25 protein-coding genes are annotated in these 25,993 nt (G+C 71.9%); 8 read left to right on the top strand and 17 right to left on the bottom strand.

What is annotated here, in order from left to right; genetic code table 11:
* Positions 1-14 precede the first annotated feature (14 nt).
* The 3 genes from uvrC to uvrA form a co-directional block, all read right to left on the bottom strand.
* Positions 15-2,051, bottom strand: a complete 2,037-nt coding sequence (gene uvrC, locus BX285_RS24870; protein ID WP_097235856.1) for an excinuclease ABC subunit UvrC — start codon at positions 2,049-2,051, stop codon at positions 15-17.
* 66 nt (positions 2,052-2,117) lie between these two features.
* Positions 2,118-2,561: a Rieske (2Fe-2S) protein gene (locus tag BX285_RS24865; RefSeq protein ID WP_121178163.1), complete on the bottom strand. Its 444-nt coding sequence runs from the start codon at positions 2,559-2,561 to the stop codon at positions 2,118-2,120.
* A 137-nt stretch (positions 2,562-2,698) separates the two neighbouring features.
* Positions 2,699-5,614 (bottom strand): excinuclease ABC subunit UvrA, encoded by a 2,916-nt coding sequence (uvrA, locus tag BX285_RS24860; RefSeq protein WP_121178161.1) that lies wholly within the window; start codon positions 5,612-5,614, stop codon positions 2,699-2,701.
* Positions 5,615-5,892: 278 nt separating this feature from the next.
* On the opposite strand from uvrA, the gene BX285_RS24855 reads away from it, so the two are divergent.
* Positions 5,893-6,627 carry a maleylpyruvate isomerase family mycothiol-dependent enzyme gene (locus BX285_RS24855; protein WP_097235859.1) on the top strand — a complete coding sequence of 245 codons (735 nt, stop codon included), beginning with the start codon at positions 5,893-5,895 and terminating at the stop codon, positions 6,625-6,627.
* Positions 6,628-6,675: 48 nt separating this feature from the next.
* Positions 6,676-7,329, top strand: coding sequence for an MBL fold metallo-hydrolase (locus tag BX285_RS24850; protein WP_097235860.1), 654 nt, complete (start codon positions 6,676-6,678; stop codon positions 7,327-7,329).
* Positions 7,330-7,401: 72 nt separating this feature from the next.
* Here the strand turns inward: BX285_RS24850 and BX285_RS24845 are convergent, their stop codons facing one another.
* The 5 genes from BX285_RS24845 to zapE form a co-directional block, all read right to left on the bottom strand.
* Complete coding sequence (locus BX285_RS24845; protein WP_121178158.1) at positions 7,402-8,391, bottom strand: TerC family protein; 990 nt, start codon at positions 8,389-8,391, stop codon at positions 7,402-7,404.
* A gap of 203 nt (positions 8,392-8,594) precedes the next feature.
* Positions 8,595-9,173, bottom strand: coding sequence for a TerD family protein (locus BX285_RS24840; protein ID WP_097235862.1), 579 nt, complete (start codon positions 9,171-9,173; stop codon positions 8,595-8,597).
* 233 nt (positions 9,174-9,406) lie between these two features.
* Positions 9,407-11,497 (bottom strand): excinuclease ABC subunit UvrB, encoded by a 2,091-nt coding sequence (uvrB, locus tag BX285_RS24835; RefSeq protein ID WP_121178155.1) that lies wholly within the window; start codon positions 11,495-11,497, stop codon positions 9,407-9,409.
* Between the two features lie 44 nt (positions 11,498-11,541).
* A complete protein-coding gene (locus tag BX285_RS24830) occupies positions 11,542-11,787 on the bottom strand; it encodes a helix-turn-helix transcriptional regulator (protein ID WP_179852727.1) in 246 nt (81 codons plus the stop codon).
* Positions 11,788-11,903: 116 nt separating this feature from the next.
* Positions 11,904-12,950: a cell division protein ZapE gene (zapE, locus tag BX285_RS24825; RefSeq protein WP_259470877.1), complete on the bottom strand. Its 1,047-nt coding sequence runs from the start codon at positions 12,948-12,950 to the stop codon at positions 11,904-11,906.
* Positions 12,951-13,131: 181 nt separating this feature from the next.
* Here zapE and BX285_RS24820 point away from each other — a divergent pair, with 181 nt between their 5' ends.
* The 4 genes from BX285_RS24820 (at position 13,132) to msrB (ending at position 16,414) form a co-directional block, all read left to right on the top strand.
* Positions 13,132-13,902, top strand: a complete 771-nt coding sequence (locus BX285_RS24820; RefSeq protein ID WP_097235866.1) for a pyrimidine reductase family protein — start codon at positions 13,132-13,134, stop codon at positions 13,900-13,902.
* Between the two features lie 73 nt (positions 13,903-13,975).
* Entirely contained in the window at positions 13,976-14,437 is a 462-nt protein-coding gene (locus tag BX285_RS24815) for an indole-3-glycerol phosphate synthase (protein WP_097235867.1), read from the top strand.
* Positions 14,438-14,605: 168 nt separating this feature from the next.
* On the top strand, positions 14,606-15,988 hold the full coding sequence (gene murC / locus BX285_RS24810) for a UDP-N-acetylmuramate--L-alanine ligase (protein WP_121178997.1): 1,383 nt from the start codon (positions 14,606-14,608) through the stop codon (positions 15,986-15,988).
* A gap of 21 nt (positions 15,989-16,009) precedes the next feature.
* Complete coding sequence (gene msrB, locus BX285_RS24805; protein WP_097235868.1) at positions 16,010-16,414, top strand: peptide-methionine (R)-S-oxide reductase MsrB; 405 nt, start codon at positions 16,010-16,012, stop codon at positions 16,412-16,414.
* Positions 16,415-16,523: 109 nt separating this feature from the next.
* Here the strand turns inward: msrB and BX285_RS24800 are convergent, their stop codons facing one another.
* Both BX285_RS24800 and BX285_RS24795 read right to left on the bottom strand, forming a co-directional pair.
* The gene (locus BX285_RS24800; protein WP_097235869.1) at positions 16,524-16,991 is read right to left on the bottom strand and encodes an NUDIX domain-containing protein; all 468 of its coding nucleotides are present in this window, start codon (positions 16,989-16,991) and stop codon (positions 16,524-16,526) included.
* Positions 16,978-17,748: a transcriptional regulator gene (locus tag BX285_RS24795; RefSeq protein WP_097235870.1), complete on the bottom strand. Its 771-nt coding sequence runs from the start codon at positions 17,746-17,748 to the stop codon at positions 16,978-16,980. Before BX285_RS24795 ends, BX285_RS24800 begins: the two co-directional genes overlap by 14 nt.
* Before the next feature lie 181 nt (positions 17,749-17,929).
* On the opposite strand from BX285_RS24795, the gene BX285_RS24790 reads away from it, so the two are divergent.
* Both BX285_RS24790 and BX285_RS24785 read left to right on the top strand, forming a co-directional pair.
* Entirely contained in the window at positions 17,930-18,340 is a 411-nt protein-coding gene (locus BX285_RS24790; RefSeq protein ID WP_179852728.1) for an ATP-binding protein, read from the top strand.
* Positions 18,341-18,354: 14 nt separating this feature from the next.
* Positions 18,355-18,924 carry a hypothetical protein gene (locus BX285_RS24785; protein WP_121178147.1) on the top strand — a complete coding sequence of 190 codons (570 nt, stop codon included), beginning with the start codon at positions 18,355-18,357 and terminating at the stop codon, positions 18,922-18,924.
* A gap of 173 nt (positions 18,925-19,097) precedes the next feature.
* Here the strand turns inward: BX285_RS24785 and BX285_RS24780 are convergent, their stop codons facing one another.
* The 7 genes from BX285_RS24780 to BX285_RS24750 all read right to left on the bottom strand — a co-directional run bounded on the left by BX285_RS24780 (position 19,098) and on the right by BX285_RS24750 (position 25,888).
* Positions 19,098-20,291 carry a cytochrome P450 gene (locus BX285_RS24780; RefSeq protein WP_097235873.1) on the bottom strand — a complete coding sequence of 398 codons (1,194 nt, stop codon included), beginning with the start codon at positions 20,289-20,291 and terminating at the stop codon, positions 19,098-19,100.
* Entirely contained in the window at positions 20,288-20,881 is a 594-nt protein-coding gene (locus BX285_RS24775) for an ATP/GTP-binding protein (RefSeq protein WP_097239940.1), read from the bottom strand. Before BX285_RS24775 ends, BX285_RS24780 begins: the two co-directional genes overlap by 4 nt.
* 55 nt (positions 20,882-20,936) lie before the next feature.
* A complete protein-coding gene (locus BX285_RS24770; protein WP_097235874.1) occupies positions 20,937-21,290 on the bottom strand; it encodes a DUF742 domain-containing protein in 354 nt (117 codons plus the stop codon).
* The gene (locus BX285_RS24765; protein WP_097235875.1) at positions 21,287-21,718 is read right to left on the bottom strand and encodes a roadblock/LC7 domain-containing protein; all 432 of its coding nucleotides are present in this window, start codon (positions 21,716-21,718) and stop codon (positions 21,287-21,289) included. Before BX285_RS24765 ends, BX285_RS24770 begins: the two co-directional genes overlap by 4 nt.
* Positions 21,715-23,586, bottom strand: a complete 1,872-nt coding sequence (locus BX285_RS24760; protein WP_121178145.1) for an ATP-binding protein — start codon at positions 23,584-23,586, stop codon at positions 21,715-21,717. Before BX285_RS24760 ends, BX285_RS24765 begins: the two co-directional genes overlap by 4 nt.
* 133 nt (positions 23,587-23,719) lie before the next feature.
* Positions 23,720-24,730 carry an MBL fold metallo-hydrolase gene (locus BX285_RS24755; RefSeq protein WP_121178142.1) on the bottom strand — a complete coding sequence of 337 codons (1,011 nt, stop codon included), beginning with the start codon at positions 24,728-24,730 and terminating at the stop codon, positions 23,720-23,722.
* 246 nt (positions 24,731-24,976) lie between these two features.
* Positions 24,977-25,888 carry a GNAT family N-acetyltransferase gene (locus tag BX285_RS24750; RefSeq protein WP_259470771.1) on the bottom strand — a complete coding sequence of 304 codons (912 nt, stop codon included), beginning with the start codon at positions 25,886-25,888 and terminating at the stop codon, positions 24,977-24,979.
* Positions 25,889-25,993 lie beyond the last annotated feature (105 nt).

Here is a 25,993-nt window from a genome sequence, read left to right as displayed (position 1 = left end):
GGCGGCGTCGGCCGTCATGGCGTCTCCTGGGATGGTGCGGTCTGGGGTGCTGCTGCCACCGGCTCGGTGGCCTCGTCGGCCCCGTCCTCGATGATCTCGCCGGTCGCGGTGTTGACCGCGGGTGCGGCGGGTGTACGGGACGACAACGCCGCCGCAACAGTCTCCGCGGTGCGGCGTCCGATGCCGGGTACCGCGCAGAGCTCGTCCACGGTGGCGGCCCGGAGCTTCTTCAGCGAGCCGAAGTGCTTGAGCAGCGCCTGGCGGCGAGTCTCGCCGAGCCCCGGGACGGAGTCCAGTTCCCCGGCGGTGAGTCGCTTGGAACGCTTGGTGCGCTGGTAGCCGATCGCGAAGCGGTGCGCCTCGTCGCGCACCCGCTGGAGCAGGTAGAGGCCCTCGCTGGAGCGGGGCAGCACCACCGGGTCGTCCTCGCCGGGCAGCCAGACCTCCTCCAGGCGCTTGGCCAGGCCGCACAGCGCGACGTCGTCGATGCCGAGTTCGTCCAGGGCGCGCTTGGCGGCGGCGACCTGCGGCTGTCCGCCGTCGACCACGAGCAGTTGGGGCGGGTAGGCGAAGCGCTTGGGGCGGCCGTCCTCGTCCCGGGCGGCGCCGGCCGGGCCGGGCTCGTCCTCCTCGGGGACGGCCCACTCGCCGGTCTGCTCGCGTTCCCGGAGGTAGCGGCGGAAGCGGCGGCCGATCACCTCGTGCATCGAGCGGACGTCGTCCTGGCCCTCGAAGCCCTTGATCTGGAAGCGCCGGTACTCGCTCTTGCGGGCCAGGCCGTCCTCGAAGACGACCATGGAGGCGACCACGTCCTCGCCCTGGAGGTGGGAGATGTCGTAGCACTCGATGCGCAGCGGGACGGAGTCCAATTCCAGCGCGTCGGCGATCTCCTGGAGGGCGCGGCTGCGGGTGGTGAGGTCGGAGGCGCGCTTGGTCTTGTGCAGTGCGAGCGCCTGCTGGGCGTTGCGCTGCACGGTGGCCATCAGGTCCTTCTTGTCGCCGCGCTGCGGGATGCGCAGGTCGACCTGGCTGCCGCGCAGGCCGCCCAGCCACTCCCGGACCGGCTCGACCGGCTCGGGCAGGGCGGGGACGAGCACCTCGCGCGGGACGGACTCGCCGCCGCCGTAGAGCTGCTGGAGGGCGTGCTCGACCAGGCCGGCGGTGTCCACGTCCTCGACCTTGTCGGTGACCCAGCCGCGCTGGCCGCGGACCCGGCCGCCGCGGACGTGGAAGATCTGTACGGCGGCCTCCAGTTCGTCCTCGGCGACGGCCAGCAGGTCGGCGTCGGTGGCGTCGGCGAGGACGATGGCGTTCTTCTCCATCGCGCGCTTGAGGGCGCCGATGTCGTCCCGCAGCCGGGCCGCCTTCTCGTACTCCAGCTCGGCCGCGGCCTCCTGCATCTCCTCTTCCAGCCGGCGCAGGTAGTTGCCGGTGCGCCCGGCCATGAAGTCGCAGAAGTCCTCGGCCAGCTCCCGGTGTTCCTGCGCCGAGACCTTGCCGACGCAGGGGGCGGCGCACTTGCCGATGTAGCCGAGCAGGCAGGGCCGGCCGACCTGGCGGGCGCGCTTGAAGACGCCGTTGGAGCAGGTGCGGACGGGGAAGACGCGCAGCAGCAGGTCGACCGTCTCGCGGATCGCCCAGGCGTGCCCGTAGGGGCCGAAGTAGCGCACGCCCTTCTTGTGCGCCCCGCGCATCACCTGGACCCGCGGGTACTCCTCGTTCAGGGTGACGGCGAGTTCCGGATAGCTCTTGTCGTCGCGGTACTTGACGTTGAACCGGGGGTCGAACTCCTTGATCCAGGAGTACTCCAGCTGGAGCGCCTCGACCTCGGTGCCGACCACCGTCCACTCCACGGAGGCGGCGGTGGTGACCATGGTCGCGGTGCGCGGGTGCAGGCCGGCCAGATCCTGGAAGTAGGACGACAGGCGCGGCCGCAGGCTCTTGGCCTTGCCGACGTAGATGACCCGGCCGTGGGCGTCGCGGAACCTGTAGACGCCCGGGGAGATCGGGATCGCGCCCGGGGCCGGGCGGTAGGTGCTCGGGTCAGCCATGGGTCCACCGTACCCACTCGGGCCGACGCCCCGGGGGCAAGATCAACGGGAAGGCGATCAACTGCTTCAGCTCGGGGTCACCTTGAGGTTCCCGCCCTCGACCGTGACGGTGTAGGCGGGCAGCGGCGAGGGGGCCGGGCCGTCCGCCACCGCGCCGTCGGCGATCGCGAACTTGCTGCCGTGGCACGGGCACTGGATCTGCTGGTTCTTCACCTGGTCGACGATGCAGCCCGCGTGCGTGCACTTGGCGCTGAACGCCTTGTACTGCCCGGCGGTCGGCTGGGTCACCACGATCTTCTGCTCGCGGAAGACCTTGCCGCCGCCCTCCGGCACGGCCGAGGCCGGGCCGAGGTCGACCGGGCCCTTGGCGGCGCTGCTGCTGCCGGAGGACGAGGCGGAGGAGCTGCAGCCGGTGACCGCCACGGTGCCGCCGGCCGCCAGGACGGCCGCGGCGCCGCAGAGCAGGGTGCGGCGGGAGGCGGTGGGGCTGGTCTCGGGGGCCTCGGACATCGGTGCGCTCCTACGGGTCTGCTGCTGCGAGGGACCACGGAATTCTATGCCGCACGCGCCGCGCCGCTCCCGGGGCTCCCGGAGATCGGGAGCGGCGGGAGCGGCGGGGCGGGCGGCTGCCGGCTCGGCGGCTTCTTCTACTTCTTCGCCGCGGCGGCGCGCTTGCGCGGTGCCGCCTTCTTCGCCGGGGCGACGGCCGGGGCGTCCGCGAAGTCGGTCGGCAGGATGTCCCGCAGGAACTTGCCGGTGTGGCTCTCCGGGACGGCGGCGATCTGCTCCGGGGTGCCCTCGGCGACCACCGTGCCGCCGCCGGAACCGCCTTCGGGGCCCATGTCGACGACCCAGTCGGCGGTCTTGATCACATCGAGGTTGTGCTCGATGACGATCACCGTGTTCCCCTTGTCGACCAGCCCGCTGAGCACCTTGATCAGCTTGCTGATGTCCTCGAAGTGCAGACCGGTGGTCGGCTCGTCCAGGACGTAGACCGTCCGCCCGGTGGAGCGCTTCTGCAGCTCCGAGGCGAGCTTGACGCGCTGCGCCTCGCCGCCGGAGAGCGTCGGCGCGGACTGGCCGAGCCGGACGTAGCCGAGGCCGACGTCGTTGAGCGTCCTGAGGTGCCGGGCGATCGCCGGGACGGCCTCGAAGAAGGCCAGCGCCTCCTCGATCGGCATGTCCAGCACCTCGGCGATGGACTTGCCCTTGTAGTGCACCTCCAGCGTCTCCCGGTTGTACCGGGCGCCGTGGCAGACCTCGCACGGCACGTAGACGTCCGGCAGGAAGTTCATCTCGATCTTGATGGTGCCGTCGCCCGAGCAGTTCTCGCAGCGGCCGCCCTTGACGTTGAAGGAGAACCGGCCGGGCAGGTAGCCGCGGACCTTGGCCTCCTGCGTCTCGGCGAAGAGCCGGCGGACGTGGTCGAACACCCCGGTGTAGGTGGCCGGGTTGGAGCGCGGGGTGCGGCCGATCGGCGACTGGTCGACGTGCACCACCTTGTCCACCAGGTCGGTGCCGGTGATCCGGGTGTGCCGGCCGGGCACGCTTCGGGCGCCGTTCAGCTCCCGGGCGAGGTGGGTGTAGAGGATGTCGTTGACCAGCGTCGACTTGCCGGAGCCGGAGACGCCGGTGATCGCGGTGAAGGTGCCGAGCGGGAAGCCGACCGTGACGTCCTTGAGGTTGTGCTCGCGGGCGCCGTGGACGGTCAGCTGGCGCTTCTTGTCCCGCTCGCGGCGGCCGGCCGGGATCGGGATGGAGCGCTTGCCGGAGAGGTACTGGCCGGTCAGCGACTCCTTGTTGCCGAGCAGCTGCTTCAGCGAGCCGGAGTGCACCACCTTGCCGCCGTGCTCGCCGGCGCCCGGGCCGATGTCGACCACCCAGTCCGCGGTCTTGATGGTGTCCTCGTCGTGCTCGACCACGATCAGGGTGTTGCCGATGTCGCGCAGCCGCACCAGCGTCTCGATCAGCCGGTGGTTGTCCCGCTGGTGCAGGCCGATGGACGGCTCGTCCAGCACGTACAGCACGCCGACCAGGCCGGAGCCGATCTGGGTGGCCAGCCGGATGCGCTGGGCCTCGCCGCCGGACAGGGTGCCGGCCGCGCGGTCCAGCGAGAGGTAGTCCAGGCCGACGTCGACCAGGAAGCGCAGCCGCTCGTTGACCTCCTTGAGGACCCGCTCGGCGATCTGCTTGTCCCGGGCGTTGAGCTTCATCGCACCCAGGAACTCGGCGCAGTCGCTGATCGACATCGAGGAGACGTCGGCGATCGACTTGTCCTGGACGGTGACCGCGAGCACCACCGGCTTGAGCCGGGTGCCCTGGCACGTCGGGCAGGGCACCTCGCGCATGTAGCCCTCGAAGCGCTCGCGGCTGCTGTCGCTCTCCGCCTCGGTGTGCCGGCGCTGGATGAACGGGACGGCGCCCTCGAAGCCGGTGCTGTACGAGCGCTCGCGGCCGAAGCGGTTGCGGTAGCGGACCTGCACCTGGTGCTTGTGCCCGTACAGCAGCGCCTTCTTGGCGCGGGCGGGCAGCCCGGCCCAGGGGATGTCGGTGCGGAAGCCGAGCTCCTCGGCGAGCGCGTCGATCAGGCGCTGGAAGTACTCCTTGGCGTGCCCGGCCGACCACGGGTGGATCGCGCCCTCGTCCAGCGAGCGCTCCTGGTCCGGCACGACCAGCTCCGGGTCGACCTCCATCCGGTTGCCCAGGCCCGAGCAGTCCGGGCAGGCGCCGAACGGCGAGTTGAAGGAGAACGAGCGCGGCTCCAGCTCCTCGAACGACACGTCGTCGTACGGGCAGTAGAGGTGCTCGGAGTACATCCGCTCGCGCTCCGGGTCGTCCTCGGGGAGGTCGACGAAGTCGAGCACGACCATGCCGCCGGACAGCCGCAGGGCCGTCTCCACCGAGTCGGTGAGCCGCCGCTTGGCGCTCTCCTTGACGGTCAGGCGGTCGATGACCACCTCGACGGTGTGCTTCTCCTGCTTCTTGAGCTTCGGCGGCTCGGCGAGCTGGATCGTCTCGCCGTCCACCCGGGCGCGGGAGTAGCCCTTGGACTGGAGGTCGGCGAAGAGGTCGACGAACTCGCCCTTGCGCTCCCGGACCACGGGGCTGAGCACCTGGAAACGGGTGCCCTCGGCGAGCTCCAGCACCTTGTCCACGATCGCCTGCGGCGACTGCTTGGCGATCGGGCGGCCGCAGTGCGGGCAGTGCGGCTTGCCGATCCGGGCGAACAGCAGGCGCAGGTAGTCGTAGACCTCGGTGATGGTGCCGACGGTCGAACGGGGGTTGCGGTTGGTGGACTTCTGGTCGATCGAGACGGCCGGGGAGAGGCCCTCGATGAAGTCCACGTCGGGCTTGTCCATCTGCCCGAGGAACTGGCGGGCGTAGGAGGACAGCGACTCGACGTAGCGGCGCTGGCCCTCGGCGAAGATCGTGTCGAAGGCGAGCGAGGACTTGCCGGAGCCGGAGAGGCCCGTGAAGACGATGAGGGAGTCGCGGGGCAGGTCGAGCGAGACGTTCTTGAGGTTGTGCTCGCGAGCACCGCGGACGATGAGGCGGTCGGCCACTGCTTCTGGCGCCTTTCTCCGGGGCGAGAGGGCTTGCGGGGAGATTCTGTACTTCTTCCAGGATGCGGCAGCCAGCCTATAGCTCAGACGTTCGAATATCGACTCTGTCCAGCGGGGACCACCCGAACGAGTGAGGCCCGCCCCGGGACCGTCCGTGCCCGTACCGTGCGCGTACCGAAAACACCCTGCTCAGCGCCCGGATTCGGCGATAGCGTCGTCAGGTCAACGAGCGGGGCCCCGTGCGGGCAACGCGCCGACTCCCACCGAAGGCAGATTCGATGACCGACCCGCAGTCCGCCGCCACCGCCGCCGCCTCCTGGCTGGGCCAGGTCGAGGAGAGCACCCGACGCCTGCTGGACACCGTCTCCGGGCTGAAGCCCGAGGCCGTCGCCGAGCCCTCCGCCCTCCCCGGCTGGACCCGTGGCCACGTCCTGGCCCACCTCGCCCGCAACGCCGACTCCCTGGTCAACCTGCTGACCGGCGCCCGCACCGGCACCGACATCCCGCAGTACGCCAGCAACGAGGCCCGCGACGCCGAGATCGACCGCGACGCGCCCCGCCCGCTGGAGGTCCACCTCGCCGACCTGCACGCGTCCCACCAGCGCTTCGCCGAGGCCGCCGCGCTGCTGGCGGACGAGAGCTGGACGGCCGAGATCCGGCACCGCACCGGCTACCTCTTCCCGGCCCACGACATCCCGCACAAGCGCCTGCTGGAGCTGGAGTACCACCACGTCGACCTGGACGCCGGCCACTCCCCCGCGCAGTGGCCGCAGGACTTCGCCGTCGCCCAGTTCCGCAAGCTCGCCGCGAACCTGGCCGGCGCCGACCTGCCCGCCGCCGAACTGGTCGCCGAGGACACCGAGGACCGCGCCGTCATCGGCTCGGGCGCCCCGGCGCTGACCGTCACCGGCCCCGTCCGCGCCCTCACCGCCTGGCTCTCCGGACGCTCCGACGGCACCGACCTGCGCCGCACGCCCGACGCCGCCCTCCCCCAGCTTCCCCCCATGGGCTGACGGCGGGACGATGATCCTGAACCCCTTCACCGGACGAGGAGCGCACGGATGACGTACCACGGAGCGGTCAAGGTCGGCGGGCCGCCGGACGTGCGGGAGCTGGCCCACCTGATCATCACCAAGGTGGCCGTCGGCCCGTACGACAACAACGCCTACCTGCTGCGCTGCCGGGCCACCGACGAGCAGCTGCTGATCGACGCCGCCGCGGACGCCCCGGTGCTGCTGGAGACCGTCGGCGACGACCTCGAAACCGTGGTCACCACCCACCGGCACCACGACCACTGGGGCGCGCTCGCCGAGGTGGTCGCGGTGACGGGCGCCCGCACCGCCGCCGGCGAGCACGACGCCGAGGGCATCGACGTCCCCACCGAGCTGCGGCTCGCGGACGGCGACAAGCTCCGGGTCGGCGACGTCGAGCTCACCGTCCGGCACCTGGTCGGCCACACCCCGGGCGCCATCGTGCTGGTCTACGACGACCCGCAGGGCCACCCGCACGTATTCACCGGCGACTGCCTCTTCCCCGGCGGCGTCGGCAACACCTGGGGCGACCCGGAGGCCTTCCGGACGCTCTTCCGGGACGTCAACGAGAAGATCTTCGACGCCCTCCCCGACGAGGCCTGGGTCTACCCCGGCCACGGCAACGACACCACCCTCGGCGCCGAACGCCCCCACCTCGACGAATGGCGCGAACGCGGCTGGTAGCTCCCGCCCGCCCGCAGCACGACGGAGCCCCCGCGACCGGTCGGTCACGGGGGCCCCGTCGTGCTGCACGGCTCAGGCGTCGAGCTTCTGCGGCTCCGCCTCGCGGTCGGCCTCCGCGGCCTTCTTGGAGGCCCGCAGGCTGGTGAAGGTGGTGACGGCCAGCACCACCACGATGAAGCCGAGGGAGACCGGGATGCCGATCTCCGGGGCCCAGCTCGCGCCGGCCTCGTGGGCGGCGTGCAGCACCAGCTTCACGCCGATAAAGCCGAGGATCACCGACAGGCCGTAGCTCAGGTGGACCAGCTTCTTCAGCAGGCCGCCGATCAGGAAGTACAGCTGGCGCAGGCCCATCAGGGCGAAGGCGTTGGCGGTGAAGACGACGTACGGGTCCTGGGTGAGGCCGAAGATGGCCGGGATCGAGTCCAGGGCGAACAGGACGTCGGTGGTGCCGATAGCCAGCATGACGATCAGCATCGGGGTGATCAGCCGGCGGCCGTGCTCGCGGACGAGCAGCTTGGTGCCGCGGTAGTCCTCGGTGGCCGGGAAGCGCCGGGTGATCGACTTGAGCAGACGGTTCTCCTCGAACTCCTCATCCTCCCCGTCCTCCCGGGCCTCCTTGATCAGCTTCCAGGCGGTCCAGATCAGGAAGGCGCCGAAGAGGAAGAACACCCAGGAGAACTGCGCCACCAGCGCCGCGCCGCCGGCGATGAAGCCCGCCCGGAGCACCAGCGCGATGATCACACCGAACATCAGCACGCGCTGCTGGTAGATCCTGGGCACCGCGAACTTGCCCATGATCAGGATGAAGACGAAGAGGTTGTCGACGCTGAGCGACTTCTCGGTGATGTAGCCGGCGAAGAACTCGCCCGCCGGCTGCCCGCCGGAGTGCCACCAGAGGAACCCGCCGAAGAGCACCGCGAGCGCGACCCAGACGGCCGTCCAGATCCCGGCCTCCTTGATCGAGACCTCGTGCGGCTTGCGGCCACCGATGAAGAAGTCCGCCACGATCAGTGCGATCAGCACACCGATCGTGGTGGCCCACATGGTTACGGAAACGTCCATTACTGCTCCTCCGGCAGCTAGGCGAGACAGGTCGTCACTGCCGGAGGTCTCTTCCGCCCATCGGGCCAGCGCCCCGGGGTGCCGCGACGGGCACCCGTGATGACGGGGTCGGCTGTCGAGGAATACTCCCCTCCGCTGCCATCGAGAGTAACAGGGAAGGCAAAGAAAGGTAAAGAAGGTAAAGGGCCGTCAGGGTTCGACTGTCAGAGGAACGGCTCGATCGCCGGCAGCAGGTCCTGGAAGGTACGGCCCTTGGCCGGAGCGCCGATCGCCTGCATCTCCCAGCCGCCGTCGCCGTCCCTGACCACCTTGGCCATGATCTGCCCGGTGTGCGGCCCGCCGCCCGCCAGCTCGTAGCGGGCCAGCTCCAGCCCGGTCGTCTCGTCCACCAGCCGGCAGTGCGCCCGCTGCACCTCGGCGAAGGTCTGCCCGGTGTACGAGCTCACCGTGAACACCACCTGGGTGATGTGCGCCGGCACGTGCACCAGGTCGACCAGGATCGCCTCGTCGTCCTCGTGCCCCGAGCCGCCCTCCAGGTTGTCCCCGGTGTGCCGGACCGAGCCGTCGTTGCTCTCCAGGTGCTGGAAGAACACCACGTCGGACGGGGTCCGCTCGGCGTACAGCAGCGCCGAGGCGTCCAGGTCGATCGTCCTGGTGCGGCTGCCGAACAGGCCCCGCCTGGGGGCGGCCTGCCAGCCGAGGCCCATCCGGACCACCGTCAGGGCGCTGCCCGGCCCCTTCTGGAGGCTGACCCGCTGCCCCTTGGCAAGGTTGACCGACACGACGTTGTCCTCTCTGCCGGCCGCGCGGTCGCTGCCGCCCGGCTCCCCGGTGGAACACCCCGTCGCCGTCCCCCGGCTGAGGCCCCCTCTGCGTACGGCCCGCCACCCCGTCCCGAGGGCACGATGCCGCAGGCCAGCCTAGGCCCTGCGGCACCTCCGACTCCTCCGGGTTACCCGCTTTGTGGCAAGGCTGAGACACCTCAGGCCTTGACCGGTGTCATCCGGCGGCTCGATCAGGCCACCCCGGCCTCGCGCATCTGCCGCAGCTCCTTCTTCAGCTCCTTGACCTCGTCGCGCAGCCGGGCCGCGACCTCGAACTGCAGGTCGGCGGCGGCCGTGTGCATCCGGTCGGTCATCTCCTGGATCAGCTCCGCCAGCTCCGCCGCCGGCAGGGACTTGGCGGGCTTGCGGCCCGCGCCCAGCGCGGGCACCGGGGCCTTGCCCTTGCCCTGGCCGCGGTAGCCGGTGGAGAGCAGCTCGTCGGTGTCCACGTCCTCGCGGGCGAGGGTGTCCAGGATGTCGCCGATCTTCTTCCGCAGCGGCTGCGGGTCGATCCCGTGCTCCTTGTTGTAGGCCTGCTGCACGGCCCGACGGCGGTTGGTCTCCTCGATCGCCTTCTCCATCGAGGGGGTGATCCGGTCCGCGTACATGTGCACCTGGCCGGAGACGTTGCGGGCCGCGCGGCCGATCGTCTGGATGAGCGAGGTGCCGGAGCGCAGGAAGCCCTCCTTGTCCGCGTCCAGGATCGCCACCAGGGACACCTCGGGCAGGTCCAGACCCTCGCGCAGCAGGTTGATGCCGACCAGCACGTCGTACCTGCCCGCCCGCAGCTCGCGCAGCAGCTCGACCCGGCGCAGGGTGTCCACGTCGCTGTGCAGGTACCGGACCCGGATGTCCAGGCCGAGCATGTAGTCGGTCAGGTCCTCGGCCATCTTCTTGGTCAGCGTCGTGACCAGCACGCGCTCGTCCCGCTCGACCCGCTTGCGGACCTCGTGCACCAGGTCGTCGATCTGGCCCTCGGTCGGCTTGACGATCACCTCGGGGTCGATCAGACCGGTCGGGCGGATGATCTGCTCGACCTGGCCGTCCCCGCGCGACAGCTCGTACGGGCCCGGCGTCGCCGAGAGGTACACCGTCTGACCGATCCGCTCCAGGAACTCCTCCCACTTCAGCGGGCGGTTGTCCATCGCGGACGGCAGCCGGAACCCGTGCTCGACCAGCGTGCGCTTGCGCGAGGCGTCGCCCTCGTACATCGCGCCGATCTGCGGGACGGTGACGTGCGACTCGTCGATGACCAGGAGGAAGTCCTCCGGGAAGTAGTCCAGCAGGGTGTTCGGCGGGGAGCCGGGCTCGCGGCCGTCGAAGTGCATCGAGTAGTTCTCGACGCCCGAGCAGGTGCCGATCTGGCGCAGCATCTCGATGTCGTAGGTGGTGCGCATCCGCAGCCGCTGGGCCTCCAGCAGCTTGCCCTGCTTCTCCAGCCTGGCGAGCGTGGACTCCAGCTCCTGCTCGATGCCGCCGATCGCCCGCTCCATGCGCTCGGGGCCGGCCACGTAGTGGGAGGCGGGGAAGACGTAGACGGAGTCGTCCTGGCTGATGATCTCGCCGGTGAGCGGGTGCAGGGTGTACAGGGCCTCGATCTCGTCGCCGAACATCTCGATCCGGACGGCCAGCTCCTCGTAGACCGGGAAGATCTCGATGGTGTCGCCGCGGACCCGGAAGGTGCCGCGGGTGAAGGCGACGTCGTTGCGGGCGTACTGGATGTCCACGAAGCGGCGCAGCAGCACGTCCCGGTCGATCTCCTCGCCGACCTTGAGCTGCACCATCCGGTCCACGTACTCCTGCGGGGTGCCGAGGCCGTAGATGCAGGAGACCGAGGCGACCACGATCACGTCCCGGCGGGTGAGCAGCGAGTTGGTCGCCGAGTGGCGCAGCCGCTCGACCTCCTCGTTGATCGAGGAGTCCTTCTCGATGTAGGTGTCCGTCTGCGGGACGTACGCCTCCGGCTGGTAGTAGTCGTAGTACGAGACGAAGTACTCGACCGCGTTGTTCGGCAGCAGCTCGCGGAACTCGTTCGCCAACTGCGCGGCCAGCGTCTTGTTCGGCGCCATCACCAGGGTGGGCCGCTGCAGCTTCTCGATCATCCAGGCCGTGGTGGCCGACTTGCCGGTGCCGGTGGCACCGAGCAGCACGACGTCCTTCTCCCCTCCCCTGATCCGCCGCTCCAACTCGGCGATCGCCGCCGGCTGGTCGCCGTTCGGCTGGAAGGGACTGACGACCTCGAAGGGCGCCACGGACCGCTCAATACTCGTGATGGGACGCACGACTCCACCGTACGACCCACCACTGACAACCGGTGCCGCTTCCCTCAGGCCGCGTGTGCCTCGAACCTCATGGCGGGCTCCCGGGCGGGGTCGATACGGACCGTCGAGTCGAAGGCGGCAGCCAGCCGCTCGATCAGCGGCAGCGTCGGATCGACATCGCTCTCCTCGATGCTCTCGACCGTCTCCTCGCTCAGCCCGGCCCGCTCCGCAAGCTCGGCGGGCGTCCAGCCGAGGGCGGCGCGGCGCGTGTACACGGCCTCGGCCAGCGCCATCCGCATTGCTGCAGCCACTCGCGTACCTCGGGTTCGATCTCGATCGAGTAACCCGTTCCGGGCTCGCCACCGGCCATACGTCCCCCTCATGCTCCGCAAGGGAGCAACGCCTGACCGGGGCGGAGGTTACGGGCTCAGCTCTTGGCGCTGTCGCGGGCCAGGGCCACCAGGCGGGAGATCGCGCGCAGGTACTTCTTGCGGTAGCCGCCGCGGAGCATGTCCTCGGGGAAGACCTGGTCGAAGGGCAGGCCGGAGGCGGTGATGGGGAGCTCGCGGTCGTACATCCGGTCGGCGAGGACGACCAGGCGCAGGGCGGTGGACTGGTCCTCGACCTGGCGGACGCCGCGCAGGCAGACGGCGGTGACGTCGTCCAGCATGGCGCCGTAGCGGCTGGGGTGGACGGCGGCGAGGTGGGCGAGCAGGGCGTCGAAGTCGTCCAGGGAGGCGCCGGGGGTGCGGGCGGCGGCGGCTTCGACGGCCTCGTCGGCGTACGGCGGCGGGGCGTCGGGCAGGCCGCGGTGGCGGTAGTCCTGGCCGTCGATCCGCAGCGGGCGGAAGTGCGCGGACAGGCCCTGGATCTCGCGCAGGAAGTCGGCGGCGGCGAAGCGGCCCTCGCCGAGCTTCTCGGGGAGGGTGTTCGAGGTGGCGCAGAGCTTGACGCCGGCCTCGACCAGGCGGCCGAGCAGGGTGGAGACCAGTACGGTGTCGCCCGGGTCGTCCAGCTCGAACTCGTCGATGCAGAGCAACGTGTGCCCGGAGAGGGTCTGCACGGCCTGCTGGAAGCCGAGCGCGCCGACCAGGTTGGTCAGCTCGACGAAGGTGCCGAAGGCCTTGGGGCCGGGGGCGGCGTGCCAGAGCGAGGCGAGCAGGTGGGTCTTGCCGACGCCGTAGCCGCCGTCGAGGTAGACCCCGGCCGGGCCGGTGGGCGCGGGGGCGGAGCGGCGGAACCAGCTGCGCTTGGGCGCCGAACCGTTTCCTCCGGCGAGGGTGGCCGCGAACTGCTCCAGGACCTGGACGGCCTCGTACTGGCTGGGCTGGCTCTGGTCCGGGATGTACGACCCGAAGCTCACGCCGGCGAACCGGGGCGGCGGGACCATCTCGGCGACCAGCCGCTCGGCGGGCACGACGGGGCGGCGGTCGGTGAGCGCGATCGGGGAGCCGGCCGCGCTCGCGTCGGCTATGGACTCGGTCGCGGTGTCGGGGCGGGAGGCTGCGGGCACGGTAGTAGAGGGTACGCCTGGTCCCGGCCTGCGCCGAACCGCCTCCCGGCCCCTCTCCGAACCGTCTCCCGGCGGCCTCCCGAACCGCCTACCGAACCGCCTCCGGCCGTCTCCCGGCGGCCCGCGGTGGAACACTGAGGGCATGCAACTGTTGATCAGCCCGCTGGGTGAGCCGGTCGCCGATCCGGCCGCACTCGACTCACTCGCCACCCTGTACGCGTACCCCGAACAGGTGAATCGGGGCCGTCCCTGGCTGCGCGCCAACATGGTGACGGGCCTGGACGGCGGGGCGAGGCTGGACGGTCTGTCCGAAGGACTCTCCAGCGACGCCGACAAGCGGATCTTCGGGGTGCTGCGCGCGCTGGCGGACGTGGTGCTGGTGGGCGCGGAGACCGTCCGCGCGGAGGGCTACCGGCCGGCCCGGGCCCGCAAGGAGTTCGCCGCGGCCCGGACGGTGGCCGGCCAGGCACCGGCTCCGGCGATCGCCGTCGTGACCCGGTCATTGCAGCTGGACCTGACCGCGCCGCTGTTCACGGAACCGCTGGTCAGGACGGTGGTGATCACCACCGAGGACGCGTCCGAGGAGCGCCGCCGGGCCGTCGCCGAGGTGGCGGACGTGGTGCTCGCCGGCACCGGCACGGTGGACCTGCGGGTGGCCGTGGCCGCGCTGGCCGAGCGGGGCTGGACCCGGTTGCTGTCCGAGGGCGGCCCGCGCCTGCTGGGCCAGCTCGCGGCGGCCGACCTGGTGGACGAGCTGTGCCTTTCCCTGGCCCCGCTGCTCACCGGAGGCGACGCGCCGCGCATCCTCCACGATGCGGAAATGCCGGACGTGCAGCGGATGCGACTGGTCTCATTGATCGAGCAGAAAGGATTCCTCTTCACCCGTTACCTGCGTCACCTGGGTTCGGAATGACCCCGTGACCCCCCGATCGTGATCCCGTTATGCGATGCCGGGGCCCGGGGGCCGGCCACTGGAAGGGACTCACGTGTTCAAGACGGTACTGATGATCGAAAAGGCTCTCTCCGACGCGGACGTGGAACTCGTCACCACGCTCCACAGCGAGGAGAAGGTCTCCTTCGTCGTCCTGATGCAACCGCGCGGCAAGCAGGACGAGCTGCTGCGGGCGCTGGACGACGTCGCCCTCGGCCACCTCGACAAGGTGGTGCGCGAGCACGACGAGTCCGAGAGCGGACCCACCGTGGCCACCGAGTCGCTCGAACACAGCCTGCGCCACCTGCGCGCGGCCGGGGCCGAGGCGGTGGGCGAGCTGGTCGAGGAGAAGCCGCTGGAACGCCTGCGCGCGGTGGTGGAGCAGCACCGGGCGGACGAGGTGGTGGTGCTCACCTCACCGCACTTCGTCGAGGAGTTCTTCCACCGCGACTGGGCCTCCCAGGCCCGGCACAAGGTGGGGGTGCCGGTGCTGCGGCTGTTCGCCAGCGACTCCTAGACCCCGGGCTCCGCGCGCCGGTGGTGCAGAATCGTCCTTGCGGTCCGCCCGCGAGGACGATTCCCGCGTCGACGCACGACCCCGGCGTCGACGCGCCACGGAACCGTCCGCCCGACCTGTCTGCCCCCGCCCGTACGGAGCCACGCCTTGAACGACGCCGCGCACGACCTGCACGCCCCGCACTTCATCGGCATCGGCGGCGCCGGGATGTCCGGCCTGGCGAAGATCCTCGCGGTGCGCGGCGCCAGCGTCTCCGGCAGCGACTCCAAGGAGTCCGAGACCGTCCTCGCGCTGCGCGCCCTCGGCGCGACCGTGCACGTCGGCCACGCCGCCGAGCACGTCCCGGACGGCACCAGCAGCGTGGTCGTCTCCAGCGCGATCCGCGCCGACAACCCGGAGCTGGCCACGGCCCGTGAGCGCGGCATCCCGGTGGTGCACCGCTCCGACGCGCTGGCCGCGCTGATGGGCGGGCGCCGGGCGCTGGCCGTCGCCGGCACGCACGGCAAGACCACCACCACCAGCATGCTGGCCGTCGCCCTCGGCGAGCTGGGCCTGGACCCGTCCTACGCGATCGGCGGCGACCTCGACGCCCCCGGCTCCAACGCCCACCACGGCACCGGCGAGATCTTCGTCGCCGAGGCCGACGAGAGCGACCGCAGCTTCCACAAGTACGCGCCCGAGGTCGCGATCGTGCTCAACGTGGAGCTGGACCACCACGCCAACTACGCCTCGATCGACGAGATCTACGAGTCCTTCGAGACCTTCGTCGGCCGGGTCGTCCCCGGCGGCACCCTGGTGGTCTCCGCCGACCACGACGGCGCCCGCGAGCTGACCTCCCGGGTCGCGGGCCGCGACGGCCTGAACGTGGTGACGGTCGGCGCCGCCGAGGACGCCGACGTCCGGGTGCTCTCGGTGGCCCCCCGCGGCATGACCAGCGAGGTCACCGTCGTCCTGGACGGCACCGAGCTGACCTTCACCGTCTCGGTGCCCGGCCGGCACTACGCCCACAACGCCGTCGCCGCGCTCGCCGCCGGCGTCGCCCTGGGCGTCCCGGCCGCCGACCTCGCCAAGGCGCTCGGCGCCTACACCGGCGTGCGCCGCCGCCTGCAGCTCAAGGGCGAGGCCGCCGGCGTCCAGGTGATCGACTCCTACGCCCACCACCCCACCGAGATGACCGCCGACCTGGAGGCCATCCGCGAGGCCACCGAGGGCCGCGTCCTCGTCGTCTTCCAGCCGCACCTGTTCAGCCGCACCCAGCAGCTCGCCGAGGAGATGGGCGCCGCCCTCGCCCTCGCCGACGCCTCCGTGGTCCTGGACATCTACCCGGCCCGCGAGGACCCGATCCCGGGCGTCACCAGCGAACTCATCATCGACGCCGCCCGCAGCGCCGGCGCCGAGGTCACCGCCGAGCACTCCTTCGCCGCCGCCCCTGCCCTGCTGGCCGGCCTCGCCCGCCCCGGCGACCTGCTGCTCACCATGGGCGCGGGGGACGTCACCAACCTCGGCCCCGAAATTCTCAAGCACCTCGCGAACGTTGCCTCCAACGTCTGACCTTCGCTTTCAGGAGCCGTGATGAGCTACGAGATCGAGAAGACCGAGGCCGAGTGGCGCGCAGAGCTCAGCCCCGAGGAGTACCACGTGCTCCGCGAGGCGGGCACCGAGCGCCCCTTCGTCGGCGAGTACACCGACACCAAGACCGTCGGCGTCTACAGCTGCCGGGCCTGCGGGGCCGAACTGTTCAGCTCCGAGACCAAGTTCGACAGCCACTGCGGCTGGCCGTCCTACTACGCGCCGCTGGCGGAGGACCGCGTCCAGTACATCGAGGACACCTCCCTCGGCATGCGGCGGGTCGAGGTGCGCTGCGCGCGCTGCGGCGGGCATCTGGGGCACGTCTTCGAGGGCGAGGGCTACGGCACGCCGACCGACCAGCGCTACTGCATCAACAGCATCTCCCTGACCCTGAAGCCCGCCGAGTAACCCCCGCATCTTTCGAGGGCGGGGCCGTGGACACCACCACGGCCCCGCCCTCACGGCGTCCGGACACAGGCTCGGAGACGGGCTTTCCATCCGCGCGCTCAAAAGGTGGCTAGCGCACCACAGGGATCTTCCCGGAACGCCAGTCAGCCAGCCGCTTGCGGATGTTCGACACCATCGGCAGGCCGTCCGTCTCGACCGGGGAGAACCACGCCACCTCGTGGGACTCGTCGGACACCCGCAACTTCCCACCGAGCGGGCGTCCGAGGAGGCAGATGGAGAACTCCTGGCGGACCTCGCCGTCGTCGTAGGCGAACACGTGGTGGGGGTCGGTATAGGTGCCGACGATCCCGGTGATCTCGATGTCGATGCCGGTCTCCTCGCGCGTCTCGCGGACACCGCAACCGGCAAGCGACTCACCGATTTCCATCTTGCCGCCGGGCAAGGCCCACATCCCGTTGTCGGTGCGCCTCTGGAGGAGAACACGGCCCGCATCGTCGACCACGACGACGGACGCGGCCGGGACGAGCGAGTTCGCCTCCGGAGCGTCGGGGTCGTCCTCATAGTCACGTCTGGGCATGATCCACCACCTCTGCTGCCGGGATCGCCCATACGTCCCGCCCCTTCGCCCACAGATCCTCGACATGGCCCGCGAAGCGATCGAACACACCGTCGTCCTGGGCCCGCCTGAGATGCATCATCGGAGCGTCATGGCCGATCCTACCTGGCAGTAGTGGCGTAACGATCATGTCGTCGTCGAAGCGAAAGACGCTGAGTGAGACGTGTGCGGTCTCGAACCGTGCCTCGATCGACGTGTCCCGCAGCTTGGCCAGCTCGGACAGGGTTACCTCGATCCGGGTCGAAAGACTCAGCGGCACACCCTCCTCCAACTCACGCTGACGGGTGACCGGATGTCCGGGCTCACCGAGGATGAAGCGGACCTGTACGCCCGACGCCGCTTTCTGGCGCAGTAGGCTGCCGAAGTTCGCATGCTCCAACCACAGGAAGTAGTTGGTGTATCCGGCGAACGTCAGCTCCCGGGCTGTCCCCCTTATCAGCTGACGCCACAGCGAAGCCGGCGCCGCCGACCGGTACGGATACATCTGCACCAGCTCCCGATCCGGCCCCGACTTCACCAGTTGCTGCGCAGATGGCCAGAGCACGGTTTCCTCCTCACCGAGGGCCTGGCTGGCCGCTGAGCGGTGTCTCGCATGGGGCTCGCGCGAGGGGTTCGCGAGCCACCGGTCGACGGTCTTGGGATCGACCCCGCACACCCGAGCGAGCCTGGACGAGGTCATGTTGGCACGGGCCATTGCGTCACGGAGTGGGCTGTTCATCTACAGGCCTTCCACGTTAGGGACGTTTCAAGGTCTAGCAGCCAAACGTCCCTAACGTCCCGAAAACGCGGTATGACGTCTCGTCAGATTCCTCCACGATTCGAGCGTGACAGACGCGACGGCGTTCCAGCCGCCTCCTCTCCCGTTCGAGGACCTCATGCTCACTTCCCACCGTCCCCGCATGTTCGCCGCGCGCCTCGACTCCTGCCCGGAATCGACGCCCCTCGCGCGGCACTTGCTCCGGGCCTACCTCGCCGCCCTCCCCGCCGGCGACCGCTACGCCGATATCGCCGAACTCCTCCTCGGCGAGCTGTTCGCCAACGCCGTCCAGCACAGCGACGCCCCCGACGACCGGCTCATCGAGGTCCGCTTCGCCATGGCCAACTCCCGCCTGCGCATCGAGGTGCACGACGCCGGCAGCGGACGGCCCTGCGTCCGGTCCGCCCAGCCGGAGGACGAGCACGGGCGCGGCCTGTTCCTCGTCAACGAGCTCGCCGAACGCTGGGGCTGCTGCCCCCGCGCCGGCGGCATCGGCAAGTTCATCTGGGCCCTCGTCCCGCCCAGCCACCCCGCAACCGCCCACGCCGCCTGAAAGCACCCACCCCGATGCGCATCGCCCTCGCCGCCAAACACCTCCTCGACACCGCCGCCACCGCCGCCCAGGCCTACGCCGCCCTCGCCCGCCGCACCCGCGCACCCCTGCGCTGCGCCCGCGCCGTCTGCACCGCCCTCGGCATCCCCGCCGCCGAAACCGCCCGCCGCCTCGACGACTGCTACGACGCCCTGCTCGCCAACCCCCGCCCCAACAGCGAGGCCGACACCGGCGAACTCCTCGAAGCCCTCGGCGTCATCGACGTCCCCAAACCCCTCACCCCCACCGAACTCGCCGTCATCGACCTCTTCCTGGTCGCCGTCGACGCCATGGGCGGCATCCGCCCCGGCCACCAGCACGGCCTCCACCGCTGGTTCACCACCGGCAACCTCACCACCGCCTACCTCTCCCTCACTGCCGCCCACCCCATGCCCCGCACCGGCAACCCCACCCTGTACTGGACCACCCTCATCCAGGCCGGCGAACTCCTCACCACTACCCCCAACCCCGACACCCGTCTCAAGTACGCCCTCCACCGCTGCCGCAGCCACGCCGCCCAAGAAGCCCAGGCCGCCCACCCGTAAAGCACAGGAAGTCGACCCCGCCGACTTCCTACGCTGAGGAAGCGCAGGGCGAGGAGGCACGTTCTGGCTCCGGCGGGCAAGTGGGCTGGGCACCCGGAAATTGGGCGGGCCCGGGTGGGTGCGCCCGGGCCCGCTCAGTTCTGCTGATCGTTTCCGCGGTGGCGGACGTCCCCTCAGGGGGTGACCGGGGCGAAGCGGACCGGGAGGTGCACCAGGGCGCGGTGGAACGGGCCCGGGCGCCAGAGCAAGTCCTCGGCGGGGGTGGCCAGTTCGAGGTCGCTGAGGCGGCTGCCCAGCTGCTCGATGGCGGTGATCGCGATCAGCAGGGCTGGGTCGCGGGCGGGGCAGGCGTGCGGGCCGGCCGCCCAGGCCAGGTGGGCGCTCTCGCCGCTGCGCAGCTCGCGGTCGTCGGTGGGCGGCGCGGCCTGGGAGTTGGCGGCCGCGTAGGAGACCAGGACGAGGGTGCCGGCTTTGATCTCCCGGCCGTGGAAGGTGATGTCGTAGCGCGGGTAGTGGGCGGAGAGGTTGGCCAACGGGGGCTCGTGCCAGAGCACTTCGTCGATCGCCTGGTGGGCGGTCATCGCGCCGCCGAACAGCGATCCTGCATAGCGGGCGTCGGTGAGCAGGCGCAGCAGGGCGTTGCCGATCAGGTTGGTGGTCGGCTCGTGCCCGGCGATCATGGTCAGGGTGATCTGCCGCAGCGCCTCGTCGTCGTCCAGCCCGACCGGGTGGGTGACGAACCAGGAGGCGAGGTCGTGCCGGGGGCGCTCGCGGCGTTCGGCGACCATCGCGTTCACCACCGCGACGAGGTCCCCGTACGCGGCGACGGCCTGCGGCGTGGACTCGATCGTCCCGGTGATCCCGGCGACCACCCGGTCGCGGTGCTCCTCGGGCACGCCGAACCAGGTGGTGAGCACGAAGGCGGTCAGCCGGCGGGCGTACTGGGAGATCAGGTCGGCGTGGCCGACCGCCGCGAAGCCGTCGATCAGCCGGTGGGCGGTCTCGGTGACCTGACGCTGCAGCCGGTGCGGTTCGAAGAGCGCGAGGGCGTCGGTGATCACGGCGCGGTAGCGCGCGTGCGTCTCGCCGTCGGTGAACAGCGCGGTCGGGCGGTAGCCGAGCACCGGCAGCAGCGGGGAGTCCGGCGGGAGGCTCTGCTGCCAGGCGCGGGAGTCCTTGGAGAAGGTGTCGCTGTCGCGCAGCAGGTCCAGCGCGGCCTGGTAGTCGGTGACCAGCAGTGCCTCGACGCCGGGTGCGATCTCCACCGGGGCGATCGGGCCGTGCCGGCGCAGCCGCTCGTAGACCAGCTGGGGGTCGGCGGCGAAGACCGGGCCGTGGATCGGGGTCGGGCGGGTCTCGACGGTCACGGGCGCTCCTGGGGGGCGGTGGCGGCCTCGGCGGCGGTGGCGGCCTGGGGGGCGGTGGCGGCGGGCAGGGCGTCCAGGACGTGCTCGGCCAGCGCGATCAGCGCGTCCAGGCTGCTCTCCCGCTCGCGGGCGTCGCAGAGCAGCAGCGGGGTGGCGGCGTGCAGATCCAGGTGGGTCCGCAGTACCTCGACGGGGTGGTCCGGGGCGTCCGGGAAGCGGTTGACGGCGACGGCGTACGGCAGGCCCTGCTCCTCGACCATGTCCATGATCTCGAAGGAGTCGGCCAGCCGACGGGTGTCGGCGAGCACCAGGGCGCCCAGCGCGCCGCGCGCGATGTCCTGCCAGAGCGGGAAGAAGCGGCGCTGGCCGGGGGTGCCGAACATGTAGAGCACGACGTTGCCGGGCAGGGTGAGCCGCCCGAAGTCGACGGCGACGGTCGTGGTGGCCTTCTCGGGCAGGCCGGCCAGGTCGTCCACCGGCCGGCCGGTCTCGGTCATCGCCTCCTCGGTGTGCAGGGTGGCGATCTCGGAGAGGGTGCGGATGAGCGTGGTCTTGCCGACCCCGAACGGGCCGGCGACCACCAGTTTCATCAGCGTCTGGTCCCGGTCGGGCAGGTAGCCCACGCGGCCAGGCGGATCGGCCGGGCTACCGGAGCGCACGGAGTCCAACGAGGAGCCTCTCGACGATGGAGCGGTCGGTCTGGTGGGCGCGCGGGATCGGCGCGCGGGCGTGCAGGCAGCCCGCCTCGACCAGGTCCGCCGCGAGGAAGACGGTGGCGCTGACCGGCAGGCGCAGGTGCGCGGCGGCCTCCACCACGGTCAGCGCGCCGGGGCGCAGCAGTTCCCAGAGCCGGCGGTGTTCGGGTTCGAGCCCGGTCGGCGGTTCGGCGCGGTCGGCGAACAGGACGGTCAGCCGCTCGAAGCCCTCGCTGCCGGGGCGGGTGCGGCCGCCGGTGGCCAGGTAGGCGGGCACCATCCGCCTGCGGGGGACGGCGGTCATGACCGGGTGGTGGTGTCCTGCTGCCGGGACGGGCTCGCGAGCGCGCGGCCCAGGGCGGCGACCTGCAGCTGCATCTGGTAGGACACGTTGCCGAGTTGGGCGTCCGGGGAGGTGAACACGGCGAGTGAGGTGTTCTCCCCGGCGGGGACGACGATGGCGTAGCCGAGGTCGGACTCCACCACGGTCTGGGCCAGCGCGGGCCGCTCCGCGTCGGTGAACGCGGCGGTGAAGGCGCGGGCGGCGGCGTGCACGGTGGCGGTCATCGCGGCGACCCGCTCGGCGGAGGCGCGCCCCAGGCCGTCCGAGGCGCCCTCGACCAGGCCGTCCCCGGTGGCGATGACCGCGTGCAGCACCCCCGGCAGCTCCAGCAGCGGGGTCAGCACCCACGAGATCTCGTCGGTGGTGGCGGGGCTGGGCGTGCTGCTCACTGCTCTGCTCCTTCTAAGGAGGTCGGAAGGGTCGTCGGACCGGTGGTGCGGTCGGCGGTGGTGGTGCTCGTGTCGTTCTCGGGTACGGCGGCCTCGCTTACGGCCCGTGCGGCCCGTGCGGCCCGTGCCGCGGCGGCCCGGCCGGAGTCGGTGCCCTGCTGCAGCGCCTGCCAGTGGGCGGCGGCCCGCTCGGGGGTCCGGTCGGGGGCGGCGGTGACGGTGGCGGTGGCGGCGTTGGCGGCGGCGTTGGCGGGAGACTCCGTCTGCCCGGCGGCGAGCGGGCGGCGCCGGCGGCGGGTGGGCAGGCCGGTGCCGTCGTCCGCCGGCGAATCCGGGGCTTCCGAGGCAGCCGCGGCAACCGGGGCTTCCGGGACAGCCGGGGCAACCGGAGCCGCCGGGACGTCGGAACCGTCCGTGCCCGGCGCGGGCACGACGTGGATGGCCGGTGCCGGGTGCGGGCCGGGCTGGTTGTGCCGGTCGGCGAGCCGCGGGCCGTCCTGCTGGTCGGCGTCGCGCATCGGCGGGACGGCGGCGACGGTGGGCGCAGGGGCGGGGCCGGAGCCGGCCCGCAGCGGCAGCGGGGTGAGCACCGACAGCGGCTGCTCGTCGTCCACGACGGTCACCAGGGCGGCCGGGATGCGCAGGATGGTCCGCATCCCGCCGTACGGCGAGGGCTCGATGTGGCAGGAGAAGCCGTACTGGCGGGCGAGCTTGCCGACCACCGCGAAGCCGGTCTTCGGCGGGTTGCCGAGTTCGGTGAGCAGGACGTCCGGTGGCCCGGCCAGCAGCCGGCGGGCGCGGCGCAGCTGGTCCTCCTCCATGCCGATGCCGCTGTCGTCGATGATCACCAGTGCTCCGCGTCCGCCCTGCTGGACGGTGACCGGGACGTCCGTCTCCGGGTGCGAGTAGGCGGTGGCGTTGGCGAGGAGTTCGGCGATGGTGACGGCGATCGGCTCGGCGGCCCGGGCGACCACCGCGAGCCGGTGCTCGCGCAGGTGGTTGGCGACCTTGATCCGGGCGTAGCCGGGCACCCGGGAGAGCGCGCCGACGACCACCTCGGCGAGCGGGGAGTCGGTGCGGGCCAGGCCCGGCCAGGCCTCGCAGAGCACGGCGACGGTCTGGATCCGGCGCAGCGCGACCTCGTTGCGGAAGTCGACCTCCAGCAGCCGGGGATCGTCGTTGTCGTGCTGGAGCTGCTGGACCAGGCTCTGGATCTGGTAGAGCAGGGTCTGGATCCGGGAGGTGGCGCCGCGCATGGCGGCGCGGGCGGCGGCGTCCACCCGCTCGCGCTCGTCGGCGAGGGCGGCGGTGGTGGCGTCCAGGACGGACTGCAGCGCCCGGACGGCCTCCGGGCCGACGGCCTGCGGGTCCAGCGGGCCGACCAGCGGCGCGTTGGCGTGGGTGAGCCGGACGGCGGTGGCGGCGACCCGCTCGCGGGCGAGGTGGTCGACCTCGGCGAGCAGCGCGGCGGCGTGCTCCTCGGCGGCGGCGAGGCGGCGGTCGGCCTCCTCGGCGCGGGCGGTCGCGGCGGCGCCCTGCCGGGTGGCCTCCCGGGTGGCGTCCTGGGCGGTGCGGACGGCGTCCTCGGCCTGCCGGGCCGTGTCCTCGGCGGCGCGGGCGCGCTGCTCGGCCGCCTCCGCCCGCTCCTCGGTGCCCAGGCGGCGGGCCTCGGCCTCGGCGGCGGATTCGCGCAGCAGCCCCTCCAGGGAGGTCAGCCGGTGCTCGGCCACCACGGTGCGGTGCTCGGCCTCGCCGGCGGCCCGCTCGGCGGCCGTCGCCCGGGCGAGGGCCACGGCCCGGGCGCGGGCGAGCACGGCCGTGGCCACCGCGGCGACCAGCGCCAGGACGATCAGCGCGATCTGCGTCATCGAAGTCCTCGGGAGTGCTTGCGGGTGGGGTCGCGGGCGGCCGGGCGGGTCCCGGTCGGGGGTCAGCCCCGTACGGGGTCGGCCCCCGGGCGGGGGTCGGTCCCGTACGAGTACCGGCCCCGGGCGGGCGGGGTCAGCCCCGGTCGGTGCGCGGGCGCGGGATCCGTGCGCCGTCGCCGGCCAGCTCCCGGGCGACCAGGGCGACCTGCCCCATCGCGTCCAGGGCGCCGGGCGCCGCCGTGCCGTCCAGGTGCCGGTACTCGGCCGCGACGGTGAGCACCAGCCGCTCGGGCAGGCCGAGTTCGGGGTGGCGCTGCTCCGCGATCACCCGCCGGGCGGCGTCCAGCGCGGGTATCCCGGCGGTGTGCAGGGCGTGGGCGCGCTCGCGGACGTAGGCGAGGTAGCCGATGTGCTCGCGGACGCCGTCGCGGTCGAGCACCGGGCCGTGGCCGGGGACGAAGATCTCGGCGCCGGTGGCCAGGGCCTGCTCGCAGGCGCCGATGATGTTCTCCAGCGGGCCGGCCCAGTGCGAGGGGTGGTCACCGGGCTGTTCGGGCGTCGAGGAGAAGATCACGTCGCCGGTGAACACCGCGCGCTGGTGCGGGAGGTGGACGATCAGGTCACCGCCGGTGTGGGCGGCGGGCAGGCTGGTGATCTGCACGGGGTAGCGCCCGACCCGCAGTTCCAGCTCGCCGGTGAAGACGGTGTCCGGGTGCACCGGCTCGGTGGCCGACCAGTCGAACTGCCCGAAGTGCTCCTTGAGGTAACCGCCGAGAGGGGAGTCCGGGTCGCTGTTGGCGACCAGCGCGTGCTGCTGCTGCGGGGTGGGCTCCCAGTGGATGTGCTCCAGCGCCTCCCGGGTGGCGATCACCTCGGCGTCCGGCAGCACCCCGGCGCCCCACAGGTGGTCGCCGTTGGCGTGGGTGACGACCACCCGGTCGATCTCGACCCCGGTCGGCAGCAGCCGGCGGCTCGCGGCGAGGAACTCCTCGGCCATCGAGGGGTCGTACGGGGTGTCGATCCAGAGCGCGGTCGCCTCGGAGGCCAGCAGCCCGCAGTTGGCCAGGCCCCAGCCCCGCTTCGGGGGGAGCCATACGTACAGGTCCTCGGCAATCGCGCTCACGTTCGCGCGGCTGATCGTCATGGGCGCGATTATGCCCATGTTGGGCCAAGAGTGGGGCAAAACCTGCACGGCCGACCGGAGTTCGTGCCCCGGTCCCTCCCGGGCTGTCCGGATTCGCTCCGCATGGTCGAGACCAATCATCTCACTGCTCGGGACAGCTCGTGGACACTTCGCCCCGGCATCCTGACGGCACGTCGGATCGTGACGATCCCCACCCGGCCGTCAGGACGGCGGCACCCGGCGCTACTCGGTTACTCCGCTACCTCGCTACGCCAGACGCTTGATGCCCTTGCGCTCCCCGGCGCAGCGCTCGTACCCCAGCCAGGCGTTGATCGCCAGCATGGGCGCATTGGTCTCGTCGTTCGAGGTGTACGCGCGCCGGTAGCCCGCCGCGGCCGCCAGGCGCAGCGACTCCAGCTTGGCCAGCTTGCTCAGGCCGCGTCCGCGGAACTCCCGACGGCAGGCGGTGAAGGCGGACCAGTAGCCGTCCACCCCGTCCGTCGTCGCCATGCTGAACGCGGCCGGCACGCCGTCCACCACGGCGACGACGGTCAGCGCCTTGTCGAGGTCCGGCCGGGCCCAGTCGGACCGCAGCCACTCCTCGTAGTCCAGGGCGTCCATCGCCACCTCGCCGGGCTCGTCCCGGATGGCGTCCGCCTCGACCAGGAACAGCGGGCGCGGGTCGTCCGCCCAGTCGGCGGCCGGGCGCAGCTCGACGCCGGCCGGCCGTACGGGAGCCTGCGGCAGCGGCAGCGCGAGGTCCCGTCCGCCGAACTGCGCGGCGCGCCCGATCCGGTAGCCCCGGGCGGCGCCGAAGGCCAGCGCGGCGGGCTCGTCGTCCAGCCAGGAGTGCAGCTCCGTCACCCCGTGCTCGGCGAGGTGGCGTTCGGCCGCGGCCAGCAGCGCGGTGGCCGCGCCGCGCCGGCGGAACTCGGGCAGCACGCTGCCGTTGGCGTGGCCGAGCCCGGTGGTCGTCGTCCCGCAGCGCACCCCGCAGCGCACCGAGCCGACCACCCGGCCGTCCAGTTCGGCCACGAAGGTACGGTAGTGCTCCTCGGGGCTCGGCCGGCCGTTCAGCCAGAGCTGGGCCTCGACGGTCGTCACCAGGTGTTCGCGCCCGGCCCGGTGGGCCGCAACGACGGCCTCGGCGTCCTCGGGGCGGAAGTCACGGATCGTCAAAGAAGAATCAGAAGAAGTCATGGATTCCCACGCTAGCCGTGTCCGCCCGTCGGCGCCTTCGAATTTCCCGCCGACAGGGTGCTTCACCTGCGGGAATGCCCGCAG

The organism is Streptomyces sp. 1114.5 (assembly GCF_003635085.1).
Taxonomy (GTDB): Bacteria; Actinomycetota; Actinomycetes; order Streptomycetales; family Streptomycetaceae; genus Kitasatospora.
Note: the sequence above shows the minus strand (reverse complement) of the source record. Positions and strands in the feature narration are given on the sequence as shown.